At 48.9% G+C, this 19,861-nt stretch carries 12 protein-coding genes; 7 read left to right on the plus strand and 5 right to left on the minus strand.

Annotated elements, in window-relative coordinates; translation table 11 throughout:
* Nucleotides 1-7 precede the first annotated feature (7 nt).
* Together E0E47_RS07890 and E0E47_RS07900 are read left to right on the plus strand one after the other, a co-directional pair.
* Nucleotides 8-4,348: an FG-GAP-like repeat-containing protein gene (locus E0E47_RS07890; protein ID WP_130893387.1), complete on the plus strand. Its 4,341-nt coding sequence runs from the start codon at nt 8-10 to the stop codon at nt 4,346-4,348.
* Between the two features lie 231 nt (nt 4,349-4,579).
* Nucleotides 4,580-5,956 carry an alpha-L-fucosidase gene (locus E0E47_RS07900; protein ID WP_130894341.1) on the plus strand — a complete coding sequence of 459 codons (1,377 nt, stop codon included), beginning with the start codon at nt 4,580-4,582 and terminating at the stop codon, nt 5,954-5,956.
* Nucleotides 5,957-6,055: 99 nt separating this feature from the next.
* Here the strand turns inward: E0E47_RS07900 and E0E47_RS07905 are convergent, their stop codons facing one another.
* From E0E47_RS07905 to E0E47_RS07925, 5 genes are all read right to left on the minus strand, one after another.
* A complete protein-coding gene (locus E0E47_RS07905; RefSeq protein WP_232038372.1) occupies nt 6,056-8,701 on the minus strand; it encodes an MBG domain-containing protein in 2,646 nt (881 codons plus the stop codon).
* Between the two features lie 154 nt (nt 8,702-8,855).
* Entirely contained in the window at nt 8,856-9,314 is a 459-nt protein-coding gene (locus E0E47_RS07910) for a hypothetical protein (protein WP_008625697.1), read from the minus strand.
* Nucleotides 9,301-9,888 (minus strand): RNA polymerase sigma factor, encoded by a 588-nt coding sequence (locus tag E0E47_RS07915; RefSeq protein ID WP_130893388.1) that lies wholly within the window; start codon nt 9,886-9,888, stop codon nt 9,301-9,303. The genes E0E47_RS07910 and E0E47_RS07915 overlap by 14 nt, the downstream gene beginning before the upstream one ends.
* Nucleotides 9,879-11,051, minus strand: a complete 1,173-nt coding sequence (locus tag E0E47_RS07920; RefSeq protein WP_232038373.1) for a hypothetical protein — start codon at nt 11,049-11,051, stop codon at nt 9,879-9,881. The genes E0E47_RS07915 and E0E47_RS07920 overlap by 10 nt, the downstream gene beginning before the upstream one ends.
* A gap of 322 nt (nt 11,052-11,373) precedes the next feature.
* On the minus strand, nt 11,374-13,401 hold the full coding sequence (locus E0E47_RS07925; protein WP_130893390.1) for a leucine-rich repeat protein: 2,028 nt from the start codon (nt 13,399-13,401) through the stop codon (nt 11,374-11,376).
* 345 nt (nt 13,402-13,746) lie between these two features.
* Here E0E47_RS07925 and E0E47_RS07930 point away from each other — a divergent pair, with 345 nt between their 5' ends.
* From E0E47_RS07930 to E0E47_RS07950, 5 genes are all read left to right on the plus strand, one after another.
* Nucleotides 13,747-14,958 (plus strand): site-specific integrase, encoded by a 1,212-nt coding sequence (locus E0E47_RS07930; RefSeq protein ID WP_172604767.1) that lies wholly within the window; start codon nt 13,747-13,749, stop codon nt 14,956-14,958.
* Nucleotides 14,959-14,968: 10 nt separating this feature from the next.
* Complete coding sequence (locus E0E47_RS07935; RefSeq protein ID WP_130893392.1) at nt 14,969-15,340, plus strand: hypothetical protein; 372 nt, start codon at nt 14,969-14,971, stop codon at nt 15,338-15,340.
* Between the two features lie 267 nt (nt 15,341-15,607).
* Nucleotides 15,608-16,795: a primase-helicase family protein gene (locus E0E47_RS07940; protein WP_130893393.1), complete on the plus strand. Its 1,188-nt coding sequence runs from the start codon at nt 15,608-15,610 to the stop codon at nt 16,793-16,795.
* Between the two features lie 605 nt (nt 16,796-17,400).
* On the plus strand, nt 17,401-18,771 hold the full coding sequence (gene mobV, locus E0E47_RS07945; protein WP_130893394.1) for a MobV family relaxase: 1,371 nt from the start codon (nt 17,401-17,403) through the stop codon (nt 18,769-18,771).
* Nucleotides 18,772-18,960: 189 nt separating this feature from the next.
* A complete protein-coding gene (locus tag E0E47_RS07950) occupies nt 18,961-19,779 on the plus strand; it encodes an AraC family transcriptional regulator (protein ID WP_130894342.1) in 819 nt (272 codons plus the stop codon).
* Nucleotides 19,780-19,861 lie beyond the last annotated feature (82 nt).

Raw genomic sequence — 19,861 nt, forward strand, 5'->3', positions numbered from 1 at the left:
CCTTTGGATGCGGGGTGAACATGCCCCCGCATCCATTTCTAAAATGACCATTATGAAAATAAAACACATGATTGCCGTAAGCCTGCTATTGCTCACAGGCATACGGACGGCAAATGCCGTAGAATGGCAAATGAAGCAAGGCCCCATGATGACACCTTGGAGCGAAACCCTTGACCCGGAAAATGTGCTCGGCGAATACCCCCGTCCACAAATGGAACGCCAAGAATGGATGAACTTAAATGGCATTTGGGACTTGCGGAAAGCCATACAAGACGAAGCTTACAGCCCCGATTTCATTTATGACAAGAAAATACTCGTGCCCTTCCCACTTGAATCGGCCATCTCCGGTGTAATGGAAGAAAGCGACAACCAATGCTATTGGTACAGGCGAACTCTGACGATACCGGAAAGCATGAAAGGGAAAAACATCCTGTTGCATTTCGATGCCGTGGATTGGAAAGCGATTGTCTATGTCAATGGAAAAAAAGTAGGCCAACACACGGGAGGTTACGACCCGTTCTATTTCGACATAACCTCTGCACTAACAGACGGAGGCGAGCAGGAAATAGCCGTTTATATCCATGACAATACGGGAGCAGAAGGCCAACCTAAAGGCAAACAAGCCTTGGACAAGTGGGGATGTTGGTACACTCCAGTCAGCGGCATCTGGCAGACGGTTTGGCTCGAACCGGTGAATCCGGTACATATCACCCGGTTGTCTATCGAACCGGACGTGGACAATTCCTGCTTCAAACTGCAAGTGAACGCTACCGGCGACAGCGAAGCCACTGCCGACATCCGGTTGTCAGACCCCGACGGTAACACTGTAGCTTCATTGCAAGGCGTAGCCACAGGCACTCCATGCACCTTGCCTGTAAACGCTCCGGAACTGTGGTCGCCAGAACATCCCTACCTTTACGACCTCAACATCACACTATCTTCGGAAGGACAACAAACCGATGCCGTGAAAAGCTATTGCGGCATGCGCAAGATTGAAGTGAAAAACGTGGACGGCACACCACGCATCTTCCTGAACGATACACAAATCTTCCAAATGGGACCATTGGACCAAGGTTGGTGGCCGGACGGACTGTACACGGCACCTAGCGACGAAGCCCTCCTGTTCGACATCAAAGCGATGAAAGAACTTGGCTTCAACATGATACGCAAACACATCAAAGTGGAACCGTCACGCTGGTACATGCATTGCGACCGCGAAGGGATATTAGTATGGCAAGACCTGCCCAGTCCTAACCTTCCTGCCGGACACGAAGCCTTTGCAAGGCAGAACTTTGAAGAGGAAGCTGTCCGCATCATAGATGCTTTCGAAAACCATCCGAGCATCGTGCAATGGGTCGTATTCAATGAGGGGTGGGGACAGTTCGACACCGAACGGATGACGCAAGTAGTCATCGACAAAGTCAGCCCGCAAAGCCTTGTCTGCTGCGCCAGCGGATGGAACGATGCCGAAATCGGTGACATCAAGGACTCTCACAGCTACCCCTACCCTTCTTGCCCCATCGACCAGAAACGTGCCTGCGTCAACGGTGAATACGGAGGCATCACGCTAAAAGTACCCGGACATATCTGGCCGGGCGGCGACTTCGGATACACGACTGTGGAAACACCGGAAGACTTTACCATCATGTTCAACGACTTGGCTGACAAAATCAAAGACCATTATTATTATGGACTTAACGCAGCCGTTTACACACAGTTGTCGGACGTGGAAATCGAGAAGAACGGCATCTACACCTATGACCGGCGCATATTGAAACCATATTCACCCACAGGAGAATTGAAAGATAAAATCTTGGAATGCATCAACATGCCGCAAAGCGACGTAAAGATACAACCCGTCGTATCGACGGCCAAGGAACATAAATACAAATGGAAGTTCATCACCGAAGACAATGCACCTCGCCACTGGTTTTCCAAAGGGTTCGATGACAGCCTATGGCCCAAAGGGACTGCCGCATTCGGAAAGAGTTCATTATGGAATACGCAAGGACTTATCTCCATACCTTGGACCACACCGCAAATTTACATGCGCCGTTGGTTCTACTTGGGCGACGTAACCCAAGAAATGATCGACTGCATGCGCTTCATGATTTACCATGACGATGACATTTTCATCTACATCAACGGAGTTTGGGCTGCCACGAAGAAAGGTTCTGTTTCCAATTACATTCCTTACGACATTTCCGACGAAGCACGCCAGACCCTCAAACCGAACAGTTGGAACCTGATAGCCGTAAAATGCATACAAGGCAGCGGAGAGCAAATCGTAGACGTGGGCATCTCGGCGTTTTCAGCCACAGACTTCCATTATAAGGAGGTGTACGACGAATTCACGAACGAAGACTTTACAGAACTTCCGGAACCGGGCAATCCGACAGAACCGGTATTTGAAAAAGTGAAATACCCCGTGCCTGCCGAACAAGCGGCTACCGCCATCTCCCGTGGACAGTTCCTGCATTCTACCGACCGTTCCAATGCGGCTTGGGGAGACTTCGACAACGACGGATTCCTGGAAGTCACTTATTCCGGCAACAACGAACACCAACGGATAACCTCGCGGAAAAAGTTTTCCGCCCTGTATGACTATCAAGAAGACGGGACATTCAAGAAGCTGGACAGTCCTTTCGACGTGGTATATTATGCTTGCCCCACATGGTTCGACTACAACAACGACGGCTTAATGGACTTGTTCGTACCCGGAGTGAAATCCATGGATTATGAAAATGACCTCGATGATGTGGTTGCCTACTTGTACGAGAACAAAGGTATCGGACCGGACGGGCAATATGTATTTGAAGAAGTAAACCAAGCCACGCCGGAAAGCAACCTCATGGGAATCTCTCCTATCTACGGCTCGCTAGACGGTGGACGGTCGCGCCACTACGTCTCCGTAGGCGATTATGACAAAGACGGTTACCTTGACCTCATCATCGCCGGACTGGACGACTACGAAGACAAAGACGGCATCACGGATGAAAACGGTAACCCCGTCGTACACCACGACCGGCGCGTGCTTTACCTCTATAAAAACAATAAAGGGAAAGGATTCATCCGGCAAGAAACCCCTCTGGACGGCGACAAACCCTTCACGGGGCTGTCAAGAGGTTCGGTACATTTTGCCGATATGGACAACGACGGTTGGTTGGATATCATCTCGTCCGGTTACGGCCCGGGCGAAGGCAATCTCCGCATCTATTGGAACAATGGCGACGGCACTTTCTCCGAAAACGGGCAATACCTATACGGATCATACGATTCGTCTTGTTTCCCCTGCGACCTGAATGCCGACGGGTGGACGGACATCGTGGTAACCGGATATTCTGCCACCAAAGGACAGAATGCCAAATCATTCTACATATACCGTAATAAAGGCGGACGGACATTTGAGATGTTGGACGATTTGTTCTGCGGATTTGAAGGAGTAGACGGGGCTACCCCCTCGTTCGGCGACGTGAACCACGACGGGCTGCCGGACATCTTAGCGGGCGGACACGGCGAAAGCCACGAAATCACAACCTGGCTTTATCTGAACCGGGGAGATTTCTGTTTCAAGCCCTACGGCGGATGGTACGACACGGAATCTCCTTGGACGTTCAACCGCATCACCCACGGTAACAATCATTTGATAGACTTCGACAACGATGGCTATCTGGATGCCTGGAACATGGGATGGGCGCATAGTGACGTATGCTCACGCGAATGCGCCACCGAACTTTACCGGAACATGTCGTCCGACAAGGGAGCCGTCCCCAACGGAGCCCCCACCGCCCCCAAAAACCTGAAAGCCGTCTACGACCAAGCCACAAAGATGGTCACTTTCAGTTGGGACGCAGCTTCGGATGACGTCACTCCCCAAGAAGCCTTGCAATACAACCTGTATTTGAAAAAATCGGGTTCAGACAATATCTTCATGACCGTGCCGGCTGACGTGCAAACCGGTTTCATCAAAACAGGAGAAATCTCGGGACAAATCTCGACGACCGTCTACTCCATGTACATAGATGACGAGGAAGCCACGTATGAATGGGGCGTACAGGCCATCGACAACGGCAAGAGAGGCGGAGCGTTCACACAGTCCCGCTTCGACCCGTCCGGCAGTTCCGTAGAGGAATATATGCTCCCCGGCGTCCGGATATATGGTGCAAATGGCAAATTGCATTACCACGTGAACGAAAGCACAACCCTGACCATCATGGATGAAACCGGAACCACCATTTCCCACATGACTGTCAACGGCAGCGGAACAACCGACATTCCCCTACACGGGGTCTATCTCATAAAAGCCGACATTGGAAATAAGGCACAAACTTTCAAAGTTGTCTTATAACCACTTCCACAAACTGAATTACGTACACTTCCGCAGATAAAACCACATTATCCTATGGGCGGAAGTGTACGTTTCTTTTTCTCTTCCCCCGTTTTGGTGCAGCTATTACATTATTTGAAGCATACATCAACTTTTTGAAAGCTGCGGAATACATACCTTTGCTATGCAAAAGAAACTATTTTTTATAACCATTAAAAACATTCGTCATTTATGTACAAAAGTTTAAGAAGCATGCTGCTCATGGTTACCTGCGCAGCGTGTGGTTCAGTCCTCGCCCAAGACAACCTGAAAGCCATGCAACAGAAATTCGTCAACGAGAAGTTCGGCATGTTCATCCATTTCAACATGCCCTCATTTGTGGACGAAGACTGGCCCGACCCCGACATGCCGGCCGAAACCTTCCATCCGAAGAAACTGGACTGTAACCAATGGGCCGAAGCTGCCCTTAGTGCAGGAATGAAGTTCGGATGCCTGACCACAAAACACCACAGTGGTTATTGCATTTGGGACACGAAGACCACGGAATACAACGTCATGAACAGCCCCCTGAAACGTGACGTGGTACGGGAATACGTGGACGCTTTCCGTAAAAAAGGGTTGGATGTGATGTTATATTATTCCATCCTCGACACGCACCACCGTTTACGTCCGGGATTTATCCATCGTGACCACATCGATTTGATTAAAAATCAATTAAAGGAGCTGCTGACTAACTATGGCCCCATTTCCGCCCTCATCATCGACGGTTGGGACGCTCCTTGGTCGCGCATTTCATACGAAGAAGTCCCGTTCGATGACATCTACCACTTCATCAAACAGCTCCAACCGAACTGCCTCGTCATGGACTTGAATTCTGCCAAATACCCACAGGACGCATTGTTCTACACCGACATCAAGTCCTTCGAACAGAATGCCGGACAACACATCTCCAAAGACACCAACCGGATGCCGGCCTTGTCGTGCCTGCCGCTGAACTCGTCGTGGTTCTGGAAAAGCGACTTCCCCACAACGGACGTGAAATCGCCCGAATGGATTGTCAACGAGAACCTGGTACCTTTCAACAAAGCATACTGCACCTTCATCCTCAATGTGTCACCCAACCGGGACGGATTGATTGACGACAATGCCTTGGAGGCGTTGAAGGAAATCGGCCGCCTTTGGAAAGGAAAAGAAGGCGGTGAAATGACGTTGGGCGAATATGAACGTCCGATTACAGCAGAAAACATCGCCAAACACCGTCCGGCCAATTCCAGTTGGAGTTACGATTCTTTCATCATGGACTTCGGGAACGACGACAACTTCGGCTCGGCCTGGCATTCCAACCCGAGAATCAAAGAACCATGGTACGAAGTGGAATTTGAACGCACGCGCCCGTTCAACATGATTTCACTCGTAGACAACAACGAAAGCTTCAGCAGCTACCGCATACACTACCTCAAAGACGGAGTTTGGCATGAGATTCCCGTGACACCGAAGAACGGGAAAATAAAAGTGCACCGCTTTGATGAAGTATGGGGCAATAAAGTCAAAGTCACTTTCACCAAGAAGAACGAAAACGAACGCATGTACCTGAATGAAATCGGCGTGTACAACGAACGCCGCGACTAAAAAAGATTTCCCCTTATTCAGTCCTCTCCCATCTGGAAAGAGAAAGAATAAGGGGATTATTATACGTGCACGGCATCTAAAGCCGACACACATTCCAACTTACTTTATCAACAAGCGGAAAGCACCCTTTTGTGTCTTCACGATGTATAATGTATTGGTACGCAAAGCTACCGGAATAACAGTGCCTTCATACCGACCGACCAAAGCTCCTGTCAAGGCGTAAACTTCCACGCGTCCGCCGCAAGGCACATACAAATTCCCATTAGCATAAGCCACTTTCACGTCTCCACTATTTACAGATGTAACTCCATTGCCTTTTTCCACCGTCAAAATACCATTTACGGTCTTCACTTCATAGTTTTCGGGCATGCTCTCAACTTTCACTACGATAGGATAAGTACCAGGTACGAGTTCCGTCGGAAGTTCGGGTTGCGCCACAGGTTCAGTTTCAAAAACGGTCTCCACTGTATCTTTCCCTATCCAACCCTCATATACCAAATCGTAGGTCGGAGGCAGTTCCTCATCCACTTTAACCGTCACATTCTTTGCCGTAACCGTAAGCAAAGCTTTCTGTACTTCGAACGACACCTTCGTTGTAGTGGCACCGTAATCCACATCATCCACCGTTTTGGCGTTAGTCATTACCACCAACTCAGCCTCACCCGCTTTCTTTGCCGTAACCACACCTTTAGATGTCATACTCACCACGCCTGAAGTCAACACCTTATTACTATATGTAATACCATGCTCATTGGAAACTAACGTGAATTCATCACCATAAACAACTTTCTCGGGTATTGTTACCGTAATATCAGGATTGGCCGCCATGACAAGTTTGGCAACATCTGGTACAATACTGATAAGGTCAAAGTTATCAAAAGACACCTGTTCCGGCAATTTCAGTGAAACCGGGAACTCATCACCAATTTCAGCATCCTTGTTCACCGTACATACCACCTCCGGCTGAACGTCCATATTGGCCAAAACGTCTTCATCATCATATACAACATCCGTGTATTCTACCGTAAAGATGTATTCATCTTGCCCCACAGCCACTTTCACAGTACGATATTGTTCACCGTCGTATACCGATGACAAAGTATTGTTTCCATATCTGACGTATACACCCACTTTATTTTTCACCACCGCAAACTTTGCCTTGTCCGACAACGCAAGTTCATAATTTGCAGCCTCTCCGCCACTTAATGCAGCCTCACGCATGTCACCGGCCTTTTCTTCTTCTTTTGGCGCATTAGCCTTCACCGTAGGAAGCTTGGAAAGAATTTCCTCCACAGGTTTCTCGGCATCATCACCTTTCAAGCCATCCAAAACAAACGAATAACCACATTTGCCTTTATCTAAATTGGAAGTACTTACATTGACGCCGCGCCAACACCAGGCATCTTCCGCAAGAGAAACATTCAATACCGCCTTGGACACCTGCACCATCAACGGTTCAGAAACAGCCGGAGTATAATCTTCACTACCGGTCTGACTTGCCGTTACCATAACTTCACCGGCTCCAATAGCATGTAATTTCCCATCTTCTCCTTGTTTCAGTACGCCGTCGACAGAGAATGAATAACTAAAAGCCTGGTCACTATTGGATACAAAACCAAGTCCATCCAAGGCATCACCATACGTGATGGACGGTGCCGCTTCGGGTAAGGAAATCACGGTTTGTACTCCCTTAAATGTCAACTTGTAAGTATTTTCTTTCTCACCTTTGGCAGTATCGTCGGTCACAACAATCGTCGTCACATTTCCGTTTTTTGAGACAGCCACTTTGGCATCTTTACCAAAAGCCTTGGCTTCCACTTTGGCATCCACCATGTCACCGGGTAGTTGGTATTCGAATACGCCATTGTCAAAACCGGAAACCTCTTGCCCTCCCACCGTCAGGCTTTTCAGGCGTGAATTATAAATGAATCGCACATCGTCCACCGTCAGTGTATTGCCGGTTCCTAATGCAGAACGGTCGAAGTAATCGGAAGCAGCAAAAATAATATTCATCTTTTCCGGATTCACATCCGATTTATAATCGATGGCAAAAGAATTACGCGTCCAGTTTTCAACATCGCCCTCAATATAATATTCATTAGAAGCCACTAACTTGGCATCTCCGGTCACACCTTCTGTTATCTTTCCCAAAATATCCTTCTCGCGGTCTACCATATCAATAACCTCCGGCGCATTGCTCATTCCGGTAGTAACTTTCGAAACCGAACTTCCCGTCCATGAATAAAACACCACCGTAGCCCTTTCACTTTCATTAAAAGAACCGTTTGCAGGTTTCTCATGCGCATGAGTACGCTTTATATAAAAAGCCAAAGAATCTGGACGAGAAGTAAAGGCGACACCACCATACGCACCACCGTCACTGGTATCTTCCGGAGTTCCTACATTAGACACATCACCATATGCCCAAGCCTTACCCAACGTGATATATCCGGGAGCGGTTGCACCGATGCCGAACATTCCGACGTAATCATTCCACATTCGCACGGAATGTCCATCTTCATTGCCTATACGGTCGGCATCTGCTTCCACTAATTCTTTCTTCATCGTGATGATGAAGTTCTTGCATACACTGGATGCCATCCAACCCTTCGGCTGCGTACCCACTGCCGTCTTTCCATCGGGATAGCAAGTTTCCCAAGGCCCATCAAACGAACCGTCAAAACCCTGTGCCGCCATCGAAGCCGATGCCAACAACAAAGTAGATAAAAGTAGATTTCTCTTCATTATTTTCTTTTTTAAGAATTATACATACTTTCTTTACGCACATTACAATTAATGAAGACAAAGTTACCATTGTTCGCATGAAAGACAAAGCAAATACGGTAAAAAGAGGAGGTTTACCGAAATATATACCGAAAAATCCATTCTAAAGTACCACTCAGCGGATTGCTACAGGCTCCCATAACATTGAATAGTCTATACCATCCTCCAAAACACATTTCCCCGTCCGCGTTGGCAATGCCACGGTCTTTTTTTCAGGTTCAGGGTTTGTAACCGAAAAGTCGGACCGAGATATCCCCCCCGCTTTGCTTTCTCTACCATCCTGCCATGAGGCAACTTTACTTTCCGGCCGAACGAAATAAACCGTATCACGCACGACCTCATGGCATATTACCGTATCTATTTCCTGCGCAACCTGCCGAAACGACGATTCATCTGACATTTTACCTAATTCCACTCCCCATAAAAGACCAACCACGGCTGCCACCGGCGTAGCTACCCATCCCCAAGAAATGCCACTACCCCGACGCGGGTTCCGTGGCACACATAAACGACCGTTTTCTTCATTCCGCAGCCGTATGGCTGCCTGTGAAACTTGTTCCTCAAAGTGTTTCATAAACCTTCAATTTCTTTCTTAAGTATTGCAATAAATAATGGAGGCGCGATTTCACCGTACCCTCCGGAATAGCCATCACCTCGGCCAGTTGCGGCACCGTAAGTCCCTCTTCATAACGCAAAGCAAACAGCACACGTTGTTCCGGAGGCAGCTTGTCCAACAATGCGGAAAGTTCGCGGTCGAACATCCGGACATCCATCCGGAGTTCCGGCTGTTCCTCATACGTCCACGGTCCGCCACGCACCTCTTCCTCAAAACCTACCGCAATATTCCGGAAACGGTATTCATTCCGGCACAGGTTATAGGCCATCGTGAAAAACCAAGGACATAACTCCCGTCCGCATTCATACCGCCCCCTTACCGCCCATACGCGCAAGAACAGTTCCTGTGTGAAGTCCGAAGCCAACTGCCCTTCCCGCCCCAACATACGGAAGAAGAAGCCATACAGGCGGCGGGCATAACGACGGTACAGTTCATCGAAAGCCTTTTCGTCACCCATTTGCCGTACACGTCCCATCAATTCCTCGTCCGACAGTTTCCGCAACGACGGCCTGAAGTTTATTTTTACCGCCATTTCTCCAAATAGTCCAAATATTCCTTTTTCTTCGCGGCTGAAAACCGGCCGTTCTCCACCGAAGCTTTCAATATCCGGTAAAGCCAACCGGCACGCTCCTGATTACCCGATTCCCTATATGATTGTACCAATGGCCCCAACATGACCGTGTAGTTCAGCAGCAACATCTCGCTTCCCGACCACCATGACTCCAAACGGAAAGCAGGTTCGGTCAGGTAATCGAAATGATAATCCCGCTCCACATGGCGTTTGGCTGCCGAAACATTGTCATAAGGCTCTTCGCTGTACCTGTACACCAACCCCTCATTATAAAGTTTGCGGGCTATGCCCTGCACGGCCCACTGCGAACCGGGCGAGAAGTAAGCCGGACGACCGGATTCGCGGATGACATATTCCACCATCTCTTGCACAGCTGCCTTGAATTCCTCTTCCGTCCTGACCTCGCGCTTGGGAAAGGGCGGAATCCCCAACTGTCGGCACAAAGCGTCGCGGTAGGACCGCATGGAGAGAAAAGGAATCACGACCGCCACCTTGTCCGTATGCACGTGCATCGCACGCTGCAACATAATTTTGTCAAAAAGCTGCGTGTCTCCGTTGCCGAAGAAAAGCCCGCCTTCGGCCATCCCTTGCAACTGGTTGTAACCGAAACGCAGGATAAACGAAGGATATTTGCCATGCTCATACTGGCGACTCAGGATGTCATTGAAAAGCCCTGCCTTCCATCCTGTCCCGTCCGTTTCCCCCATCATCCAAAGATAACCCAGGATGGCATCGTATCCACGGTCTGAAATATCGTCGGGCAACATCTTCATCGCCATCTCCGCAAACTTGTTGTCTGGCCCTTGGGAGGCGCGGTAAGCACATATATTATAGGTATAAGTCTCGGGAATAGCCCGCTCCATACGCTCCAAGACACGGGGTATTCCTCCATCGTTCTTTCCACGGGAACAAGATTTCAGCCCCCAGGCAGCCTCAAACAGGTTGCGCCACGCCTTTTCATCCTGCCCGTCTGCATCCACTTCTTTTTGCCAAGCCTCGACCTGCCCTGCATACCAGAGCGAGTCATGCGCCTCTTCTACTATGCCTCTTATCTCCTGCGGTTCCTGTGCCGGTGCGCAAAGTGCCACGGCCATCGCCCACGAAACGATTAACTTCTTTCTCATATTCTTTACTATTTCTACCATAAATGATGTTTGTACTTGCAACACGTGTCATAAGGATATACACGCCACAAGGCATTTCGTTCAAAGAAAAAACAAGGCATGCCACGCCCATCCTACTAAAATACGATAGAAACGGTTCCGGGCGGTGGAGTACCCCCGAAAATTACCCGGCAGAGATTGGAAAATCATTCTGCGCCAAACGAAAAATCGTTCGCCTGAGATTGATTTTTCGTTTGGCGCAGAAAAATCTGGCCGCTTTTTCCCGTGTAACAACCGGACATTTGACCCTCGCATTCACGCCCCGTCACGGCCTTGCACCGCGCTAAGGAGCTTGCCAGAAATAACGGTCGTCGTAAGTAGCATACTCGGATAACGGCCAGAACCCCTCCGGCACCAAATAGATTTGACGGCTTCCCGACCCGTCAGCAGGCTCCGTCTCAAACCGGCTTTCAAGGTGGGCATCGAGCATATAAAGGTTCTTGGCCATGTAATTCTCCAAATATCCTTCTTTGGTCTGCTTGGTCTTATGGTTCCAGTTCGCATCCTCGTTCAATACCAAAGGGAGTCCCTTGATTAGCCGCTCGCGCACCTCGCCCAGATGCAACAGCAGACCGTTTTCGTCGGTGACGTAAGCTGCAAAAGACGCGTCCATCCATATCCATTTCCCCAACTGGCGGCTCCACACCATATTGATGACATGGCAATCGGTGTCGGTGTTATACGCTTTCGACTGGCACGTCACGAAGCGAGACGGGAATCCCATGGCCAGATACATCTCATTGAGCACCTGTGCCAGGAAACGGCAGTTCAGCCCACGCCCTTCGCGCTTGCATAACTCATACATGGCTATCGAGTTCCGCGCACAGTCCGGCCTCCCCGAACCACCGTCGTGACGGATGGCATCATGCAGCCAATACATCAGATTCTTGATTTGGCTGATTTCGTCGCCGCCACCGGCTATGCTGTCCAAATTGAAATAGCGGCGCACACGTACCAAATTGCTGTCCGTAGGCGGTTGGTACGTAAATGCAGGCATCGGACGGGCATCTTCCCGATAGGCCGGGGACTTCTTCAATATATAAAGGTAGTCCCCCACTTCACGCACCTTTTCCACAAGGGCTTGAAACTCCGGATTTCCGCGCAGGGCATCCCACTCCTTGTCGCTCTTTATCCGGTCATACTCGGTAAATCCCAACTTTATTGCGATGTCCAAATGCGCCAAAGCCTCCTTGTCTCTTCCCTCAGATGCCCAAGCGCAGGCCGAACGATAAAACCAAGGGGAGGAGGTCTTCTTCATGTATCCCATCACCTCTCCGCCGTGCGCCCAAATCCGGTGTACAACCGACGCGAACCGGCTCATGAAGTCGGCCAAGCCGCGTCCCTCCAGACTCTCTTCATCCGATAATTGCGGAACGAAGTCTTTATGCTGACTGTACAAGACCTTTCCTTTCACGGTATATCCTTCAAACAAAGGGCAATGCTCTGCCTCACCGAGTCCTGTTTTCAATATATCGCCATGGAACACCACCTGTTCCAACCGGGGGCAGTCCGCCAACAACGTGGGGCCTCCCGATCCCAAGACCACGCCACGGAAATCCACACGCTTCAACTGCGGGCATTCGGCAAAAGTGCGCCACCCGTCGAGTTGTCCCACGTCTCCGTTCACTTCTATCCGCTCCACGGCCGGCATCTTCTGGAAAGTACATCCACTGATAAAGTCCACATGATTCAACGACAAGACTTTCAATTGGGTACATCCTTCAAAAGCCCCCTTCCAAATGGCTTTCGTATGTTGGGGGAAGACCACTTCCGCCAATTCGCTGCTCCCATAAAAGGCAGAAGCACCCACAAACACATTTTCCGGCAATACGATCCTGCTGATTCGTGTGGCTCCCAAAGCCCCTTCCGCTATGGTGTCCAACCGTTCGGGCAAAACGATATGCGCCAATCCACATTCGCTGAACAAATAAGGCGGAAGCGTATGCTCTCCCTGCACCTCTCGCCATTCCCCGTGTCTTACGTACCCACCTCCGCCACGGGCAAAAGAAACGCCCCGCATGTCCAACGTGCGCAAACGTCCCGGTGTGGATTGCCGCTCTTTGTCCCTCCCGGCCATTTCGCGCAGGAAGCACAAGTCCCTCCCGTTCAATGTTCCTTTCAGCGTCAGGTCCGTCACCTTGTACTTGGCTTTCTTCCCCACCAGTTCCGGTAACGTCCCGGGCGTTTCCATTTCCACTTTCAAACGTTTTGCCACGGCATGTCCCACATTTCCCAAAAGACAAACCCACACGAACAATATCCGGGCATAATACAAAACACCCTCACTGCTACAGTTTTCTTTCCGTTCCATGGTATTTCACTTTTTAATAGTCCTACATATATGAATACGCAGAAACCGGATTTTTGTGACAAGAGAATCGTGTTTTTCCTCAAAAATAATAGGATAAAAAGTAGAATAAAGCAAATTTGAGTATTCTCACTGAAAGTCAGATGATTTGGCTTTGGTTGGCACAGAATGGCATAGGGTGTAAAAAACGGATTTAGGCAGATTGCAGCAACGGATGCACTTCTAAACCATTACCCGACACCCAATGCATATTTAACGCTAACGGTCTCTATTTCTGCGTTCTGCGTAGGTTTACATTCTGCTCTTACAACTCCCGTAAACTAATTTTGCACCAAACAAAAAGCAAGGATTATGAGGAGTACATTCAAGACAGTCTTCTATGTGAACGGAAGCAAGGAGAAGAACGGAATTGTCCCTATCATGGGACGTGTGACTATCAACGGGACTATCGCACAGTTCAGTTGCAAACAGAGCATTTCAAAAGAGTTATGGGATGCCAAAGGGAACAAGGCAAAAGGCAAGAGCCGTGAAGCGGTGGCGGTAAACTATGCGCTTGACAACATCAAGGCTCAGATAACAAAGCATTACCAGCGGCTTTCCGACCGTGAAGCTTTTGTTACAGCCGAAATGGTACGCAATGCCTATCAGGGTATCGGCACGGAATATGAAACACTACTCCGTGCCTTTGACAAGGAGAACGAAGCTTTTGCCAAACGGGTAGGCAAAGACCGTTCCAAACGCACGTATCAGAAATATCTGACTGTCCGCAAGTACGTGGCGGAGTTCATCAGAAAGAAATACAGACGGGTGGATATGGCGATGAACGAACTGACGGAAGAGTTCATCCGCGACTACTGCCTGTACCTGCGCAATGAGGTAGGACTTGCACAATCTTCTGTATGGATATACTCCATACCGCTGAAACACATTGTTACCACCGCACACTACAACGGCAAGATACCGAGAAACCCGTTTGCGATGTACCACGTTGACCCCGACCACAAGGAACGGGGCTTTCTTACGGAGGACGAGATACAGGCATTAAGCACAATCAAGCTGGACAATCCCAACTTCGCAATGGCAAGGGACTTGTTCCTGTTCGGATGCTGGACGGGCATATCATTCACGGACATCAAGAATCTCACAACCGACAATATTGTGGAAATGAACGGCACGCCTTGGATTGTGTCGAAACGCCAGAAGACAGGTGTGCCGTTCCAAATCAAGCTGATGGAAATCCCGATGCAGATAATCAAGCGGTATGAAGCGTTCAGAAAAGACAAGCGGCTGTTCAGTATCGGTTCTCTTGACATGGTAAACAGACGCATCAAGGCTGTGGCGAAGAAATGCGGGATAGAAAAGTCGGTCTCATTTCATGTAAGCCGTCATTCATTCGCTGTTTTAGCTCTCAATTACGGTATGCCGATAGAGAGCGTGAGTAAGATTTTAGGTCATACAAACATCACCACCACACAAATTTATGCGAAGGTGACCAATACGAAACTTGAAAATGACATATCCGATTTTGAAAACAAGATAAGCGGACGTTTCGCCATATAAATGTAAAGCCATGAAAAGGGAAATAATCACAATAGACGGATATGGCAGAATTATCATACCGTCCGATGTAAGCGGTATATGGATGAATGAGATGGAACTTGCAGAGTTGTTCGGGGTAATCGCCCCGACACTCCGTGCCGCCATTCGAGCCGTGTACAAGAGCAGAGTATTGACACCTTACGAAACTGAAGAGCGTATCAAACTGCCCAACGGCTACTTTGTGGATGTGTTCGCTATACCAATGGTCGTAGCACTGGCTTTCCGAATTAATACACCGAGTGCGTCAAGTGTTCGCAATGCCCTGTTGGAAAGGCTGTGCTTGCGAAAAGAAAGGCAAGTGCTGTGGGTATCGTTAAGCAACAGACAGCCGTGTAAATGTTAGCAGGTACGGTTATGCGGCAATACTCCCGTGCGGTCACACAATTTCATCAGTCCGAAGAAGTGCAGTTTTGCTTCTTCGGGCTTTTTCTTTTCGCCTTTTTAAGACTGACATTATCCATTATGCTGCATTTTCTTGTCTGTCAGTTTCTTTTGCGCCGTTCTGCATAATTTTACGTATCAATGTTTTAGCCATCCTGCCGTAGCTTTGCAACCATGTTTAATCCTCTGCCGATACGACATTGGCGGCACTAAAATCAGTATCAAGAACATGGAAAAGAAAGAAGAATTTATCCGTGTAGGCACTACGCTCTACAAGATTGTAAACCAGCCCCGTCTTGACGGAGGCTATGTAAAGAAACGCATTGCATGGAACACCGAGACCTTGCGGCAGGACTACGGAAAGGACTACATGGCAAGCGTACCAAAGTATGACGGTTTCTGTACTGTTCCCGACCACGTGGACTACAAACCCGTAATCGGGAAGTTCCTCAACCTCTACGAGCCGATAAGCCACCAACCGCAAGAGGGTGATTTCCCCTGCATCCGTTCGCTGGTAGAACATATCTTTGGCGAACAATACGAGTTGGGCATGGACTACTTGCAACTGCTCTATCTTTATCCCATTCAGAAACTACCAATTCTTTTGCTTGTGTCCGAAGAACGCAATACGGGCAAGAGTACATTTCTGAACTTTCTGAAAGCCATCTTTCAAAACAACGTGACGTTCAACACTAACGAGGATTTCCGCAGCCAGTTCAATTCCGACTGGGCTGGCAAGCTGCTCATCATGGTGGACGAAGTGCTGCTTAACCGTAGAGAGGACAGCGAGCGGTTGAAGAACCTCAGTACCACGCTTTCCTACAAGGTGGAAGCCAAAGGCAAAGACCGTGACGAGATAGGCTTCTTCGCCAAGTTCGTACTTTGTTCCAATAACGAGCATTTGCCTGTTATCATTGATGCAGGTGAAACACGCTATTGGGTACGCAAGATTGTGCCGTTACAGAGTGATGACACCGACTTCCTGCAAAAGCTGAAAGCGGAGATACCCGCTTTTCTCCATTTCCTGCAATACAGGCAGCTATCCACCGAAAAGGAAAGCCGTATGTGGTTTAATCCGAAGTTGCTGGAAACCGAAGCCTTGCGGAAGATAATCCGAAGCAACCGTAACAGGCTGGAAATAGAAATGGTGGAACTGCTGCTTGACATCATGGCGAAAATGGAAGTGGAGACAGTATCTTTCTGCTTGAATGACATCATTCCCTTGCTCGTCTGTTCGCAAGTCAAGGTAGAGAAGGCGCAGGTTCGGAAAGTGGTGCAGGAATGCTGGAAGCTGACACCTGCGCCCAACGGTCTTACTTATACCGCCTACCAATACGGTGGCATGGACCGTTACCAAACCCGAAGAAGTGTAGGCAGGTATTATACCGTCACGAAAGAACTGCTGGAGAAGCTTTAATATTTTGTTGAATTGTTGAATTGTTGAATTGTTGAATGTAAACAGTAAAATATTGGTTTATAGTAATATAACACCTCAACATACAACCAACAATACACAACGGCTGATGAAAAGAAAAAGTAATGGTACAACGCTTCACTCTTGCTTTTCTTTTCGTGTCCGTTTGTTGGGCAATACACATTTGTTGAGAAGCGGTTGAAGATATATTATGTTGTATATCAAACTATTGCCTTCTTAATTCAACTATTCAACGCTTTTTCAACTTCAACAAGTCCGTAGGGGAATAAATTGGGTAAGTATTCTATTCGCAAGTTGGTTGGTCGGCCGGACATCCGACCAGCCGACAATGGAAGGAGTATCATATCGGCGAAAAGAAAAAGGACTGCCGATAACTGCCGACACCCCACACAGGCTTTTGGGAACAGAAAAGCCATAGCTCATTAGGGCGTTTTCTTCACGCACCGCTGACGCTCATGCTAAAAACGCCCCAATGAGCCAGCAGGGTTGCACCCCGCTGGACACCCCGTTTGCCCTATGCGGTTATGACCGCAGGCAGACGGACACCGACAAACAAGTTTGTAAAACCTCAAAAACAAGAAACGAACATGGGATATATCAGCATCCAAATCAACAAGGCGAAAGGCTCGGCTGACACGGGCGCATCCGACCACATCGAACGCAAGACCATACCCAAGAATGCCGACCCGACACGCACCCACCTCAACCGTGAACTGGTGGAGTTTCCCGACGGCGTGGCAGACCGCACCGAAGCGATAAGCCACCGCATCCGCACGGCAGGCATCAAACGTAAGATTACCCCCGACCAAGTGCGGGCAATCCGCATCGTATTGTCGGGCACGCACGAAGACCTGATGAAAGTGCAGGACGAGGGCAGGCTGGACGAGTGGTGCGCCGACAACCTGCAATGGCTGCACCGCACCTTCGGACGGGAGAACACCGTATCGGCAGTGCTTCACATGGACGAACACACGCCGCACATCCATGCCACGGTCGTACCGATAGTGACAGGTGAGCGCAGGAAAGCGAAAAAGAAGCAAGCGGAGGGCAAACGCACCTACCGCAAGAAAACCGACACCGTTCGCCTGTGCGCCGATGACGTGCTGACACGTGAGAAGCTGGTCGCCTACCATGACAGCTATGCTGACGCAATGGCGAAATACGGTTTGCAACGTGGCGTCCGTGGTTCGGAAGCACGCCATGTCACCACCGCCCAGTACTACCGTGACCTGAAACGGCAGACGGGAGAACTGAAAGCCAACGTGCAGCAGTTGCAGACCGAACAGCGACAGGCGGAACAACAACTTGACGAAGTGATGCAGGAAATCAAGTCGGAGAAGCTGGAAGCAGCCAAGACGGAAGCCAAAACCGCACTTGTGGCGAAGGTGGGCTCTCTTTTCGGCAGCGGAAAACTCAAGGAGTTGGAAGCCGCTAACTATACCCTGCAAAACGAGGTCGCCGCCCGTGACGAGAGCATTGAATTGTTGCAACAGCAGATGCAGCGGCAGCAGGAGGAACATAGCCGCCAAATTATGGAAATGCAAGCCAAGCACCGCAAGGAAATGACGGACAAGGAAGCGGAACACCAAAAGGAGGTGTCATTCCTAAAATCCATTATACAAAAAGCCAAGAAATGGTTTCCGCTGTTCCAAGAATTGGTGTACATGGAGAAGTTCTGCCTTAAAGTCGGTTTCAACGAAAGTCAGACCGCCACGCTCATCAGCGGCAAGCCGTTGTTCCACGAGGGTGAACTCTATTCGGAGGAACACAGGCGGAAGTTCAAAACCGAGAGGGCTGGCTTCCAAGTAGTGAAAGACCCGAAAGACAAGTCCAAGCTTGTACTTGCCATCAATGGGCAAGTGATTGGGGAATGGTTCAAGGAGCAGTTTGACAAATTATTCTCATCCATTAGGAGGACTGTTACACCGCACAGAAAGGGCAAAGGCTTGGGATTGTAAGCAATGCCAACGGGAGGATAGCAAGTTTGTGTTTCGGGCAGACCAAAACCGCTTGCTTATCTTCTTGTTAGTGCATTTAGACCAGACACTTTTTACAAATACATCAAATTTGAGCTTTACAACAAACAAATTCCCAGTGCAATTTCCTACCTTTGCAATTAGAATTGATAAAATATGAATCATAGTAGTATGAAAGGAATCAACACCTTACGTTACTCAGACATTTTTCTGGCTATGTATTCCGATAATGGGAGCAGTTGCCTGCACCGCAACCATTCCCATGTATTGGTCTATATGTATTCCGGGGAATTGGAGATAAAGGAACATGAGAAAGTCACCCGGCTGCATCAAGGGGATTGTGCGTTTATCCGCAAGGATTTCAGTGTGCAGCTTACTAAGCAAGCATACAAAGGGAAGCAGTTCAAAGCCATATTCCTGATGTTTACGGATAAATTTCTGCGCAGTTTTTACAGTCGTTTGGATAAGGAAAGCCTGCCGGAGAATGCACGGCGAAGCAAAGTCAGCGTGTACAGACTGCCGTCAAACCGCCCCGACATTGTGAGCTTGTTCGAGTCGATGACTCCTTATTTTGATTCCGGCATCCGCCCTACGGACGAGTTGCTGGAATTGAAGATGACAGAGGGCATATATGTGCTGCTGAACACGGACAGGAATCTGTATGCTTCACTTTTTGATTTTACCGCCCCGTGGAAGATAGACATCATGGGATTTATGGAACAGAACTACATGAACGACCTTACATTGGAGGAAATGGCTAATTATACCGGGCGCAGTCTTGCCACTTTCAAACGTGATTTCAGCAAAGTAAGTGACCTTTCTCCTCAAAAATGGATAATACGCCGCAGACTGGAAGCAGCCCATGCGCTTATACTGTCCGGCGCACGGAAAGTGACAGACATCTGTTACGAGGTAGGTTTCAAGAACTTGTCTCACTTTTCCAAGGCATACAAAGAACTGTACGGCTGTTCACCCGTTCACAGCGTCTGATATGCATATTGAACTGTACGGCAAAATACTTTGAGCCAGCGAGCAAAGTCTTTTTCAAGAATACCAGCTACCTTTGCACCGA

It is taken from the genome of Paraprevotella xylaniphila YIT 11841 (assembly GCF_900683745.1).
Taxonomy (GTDB): domain Bacteria; phylum Bacteroidota; class Bacteroidia; order Bacteroidales; family Bacteroidaceae; genus Paraprevotella; species Paraprevotella xylaniphila.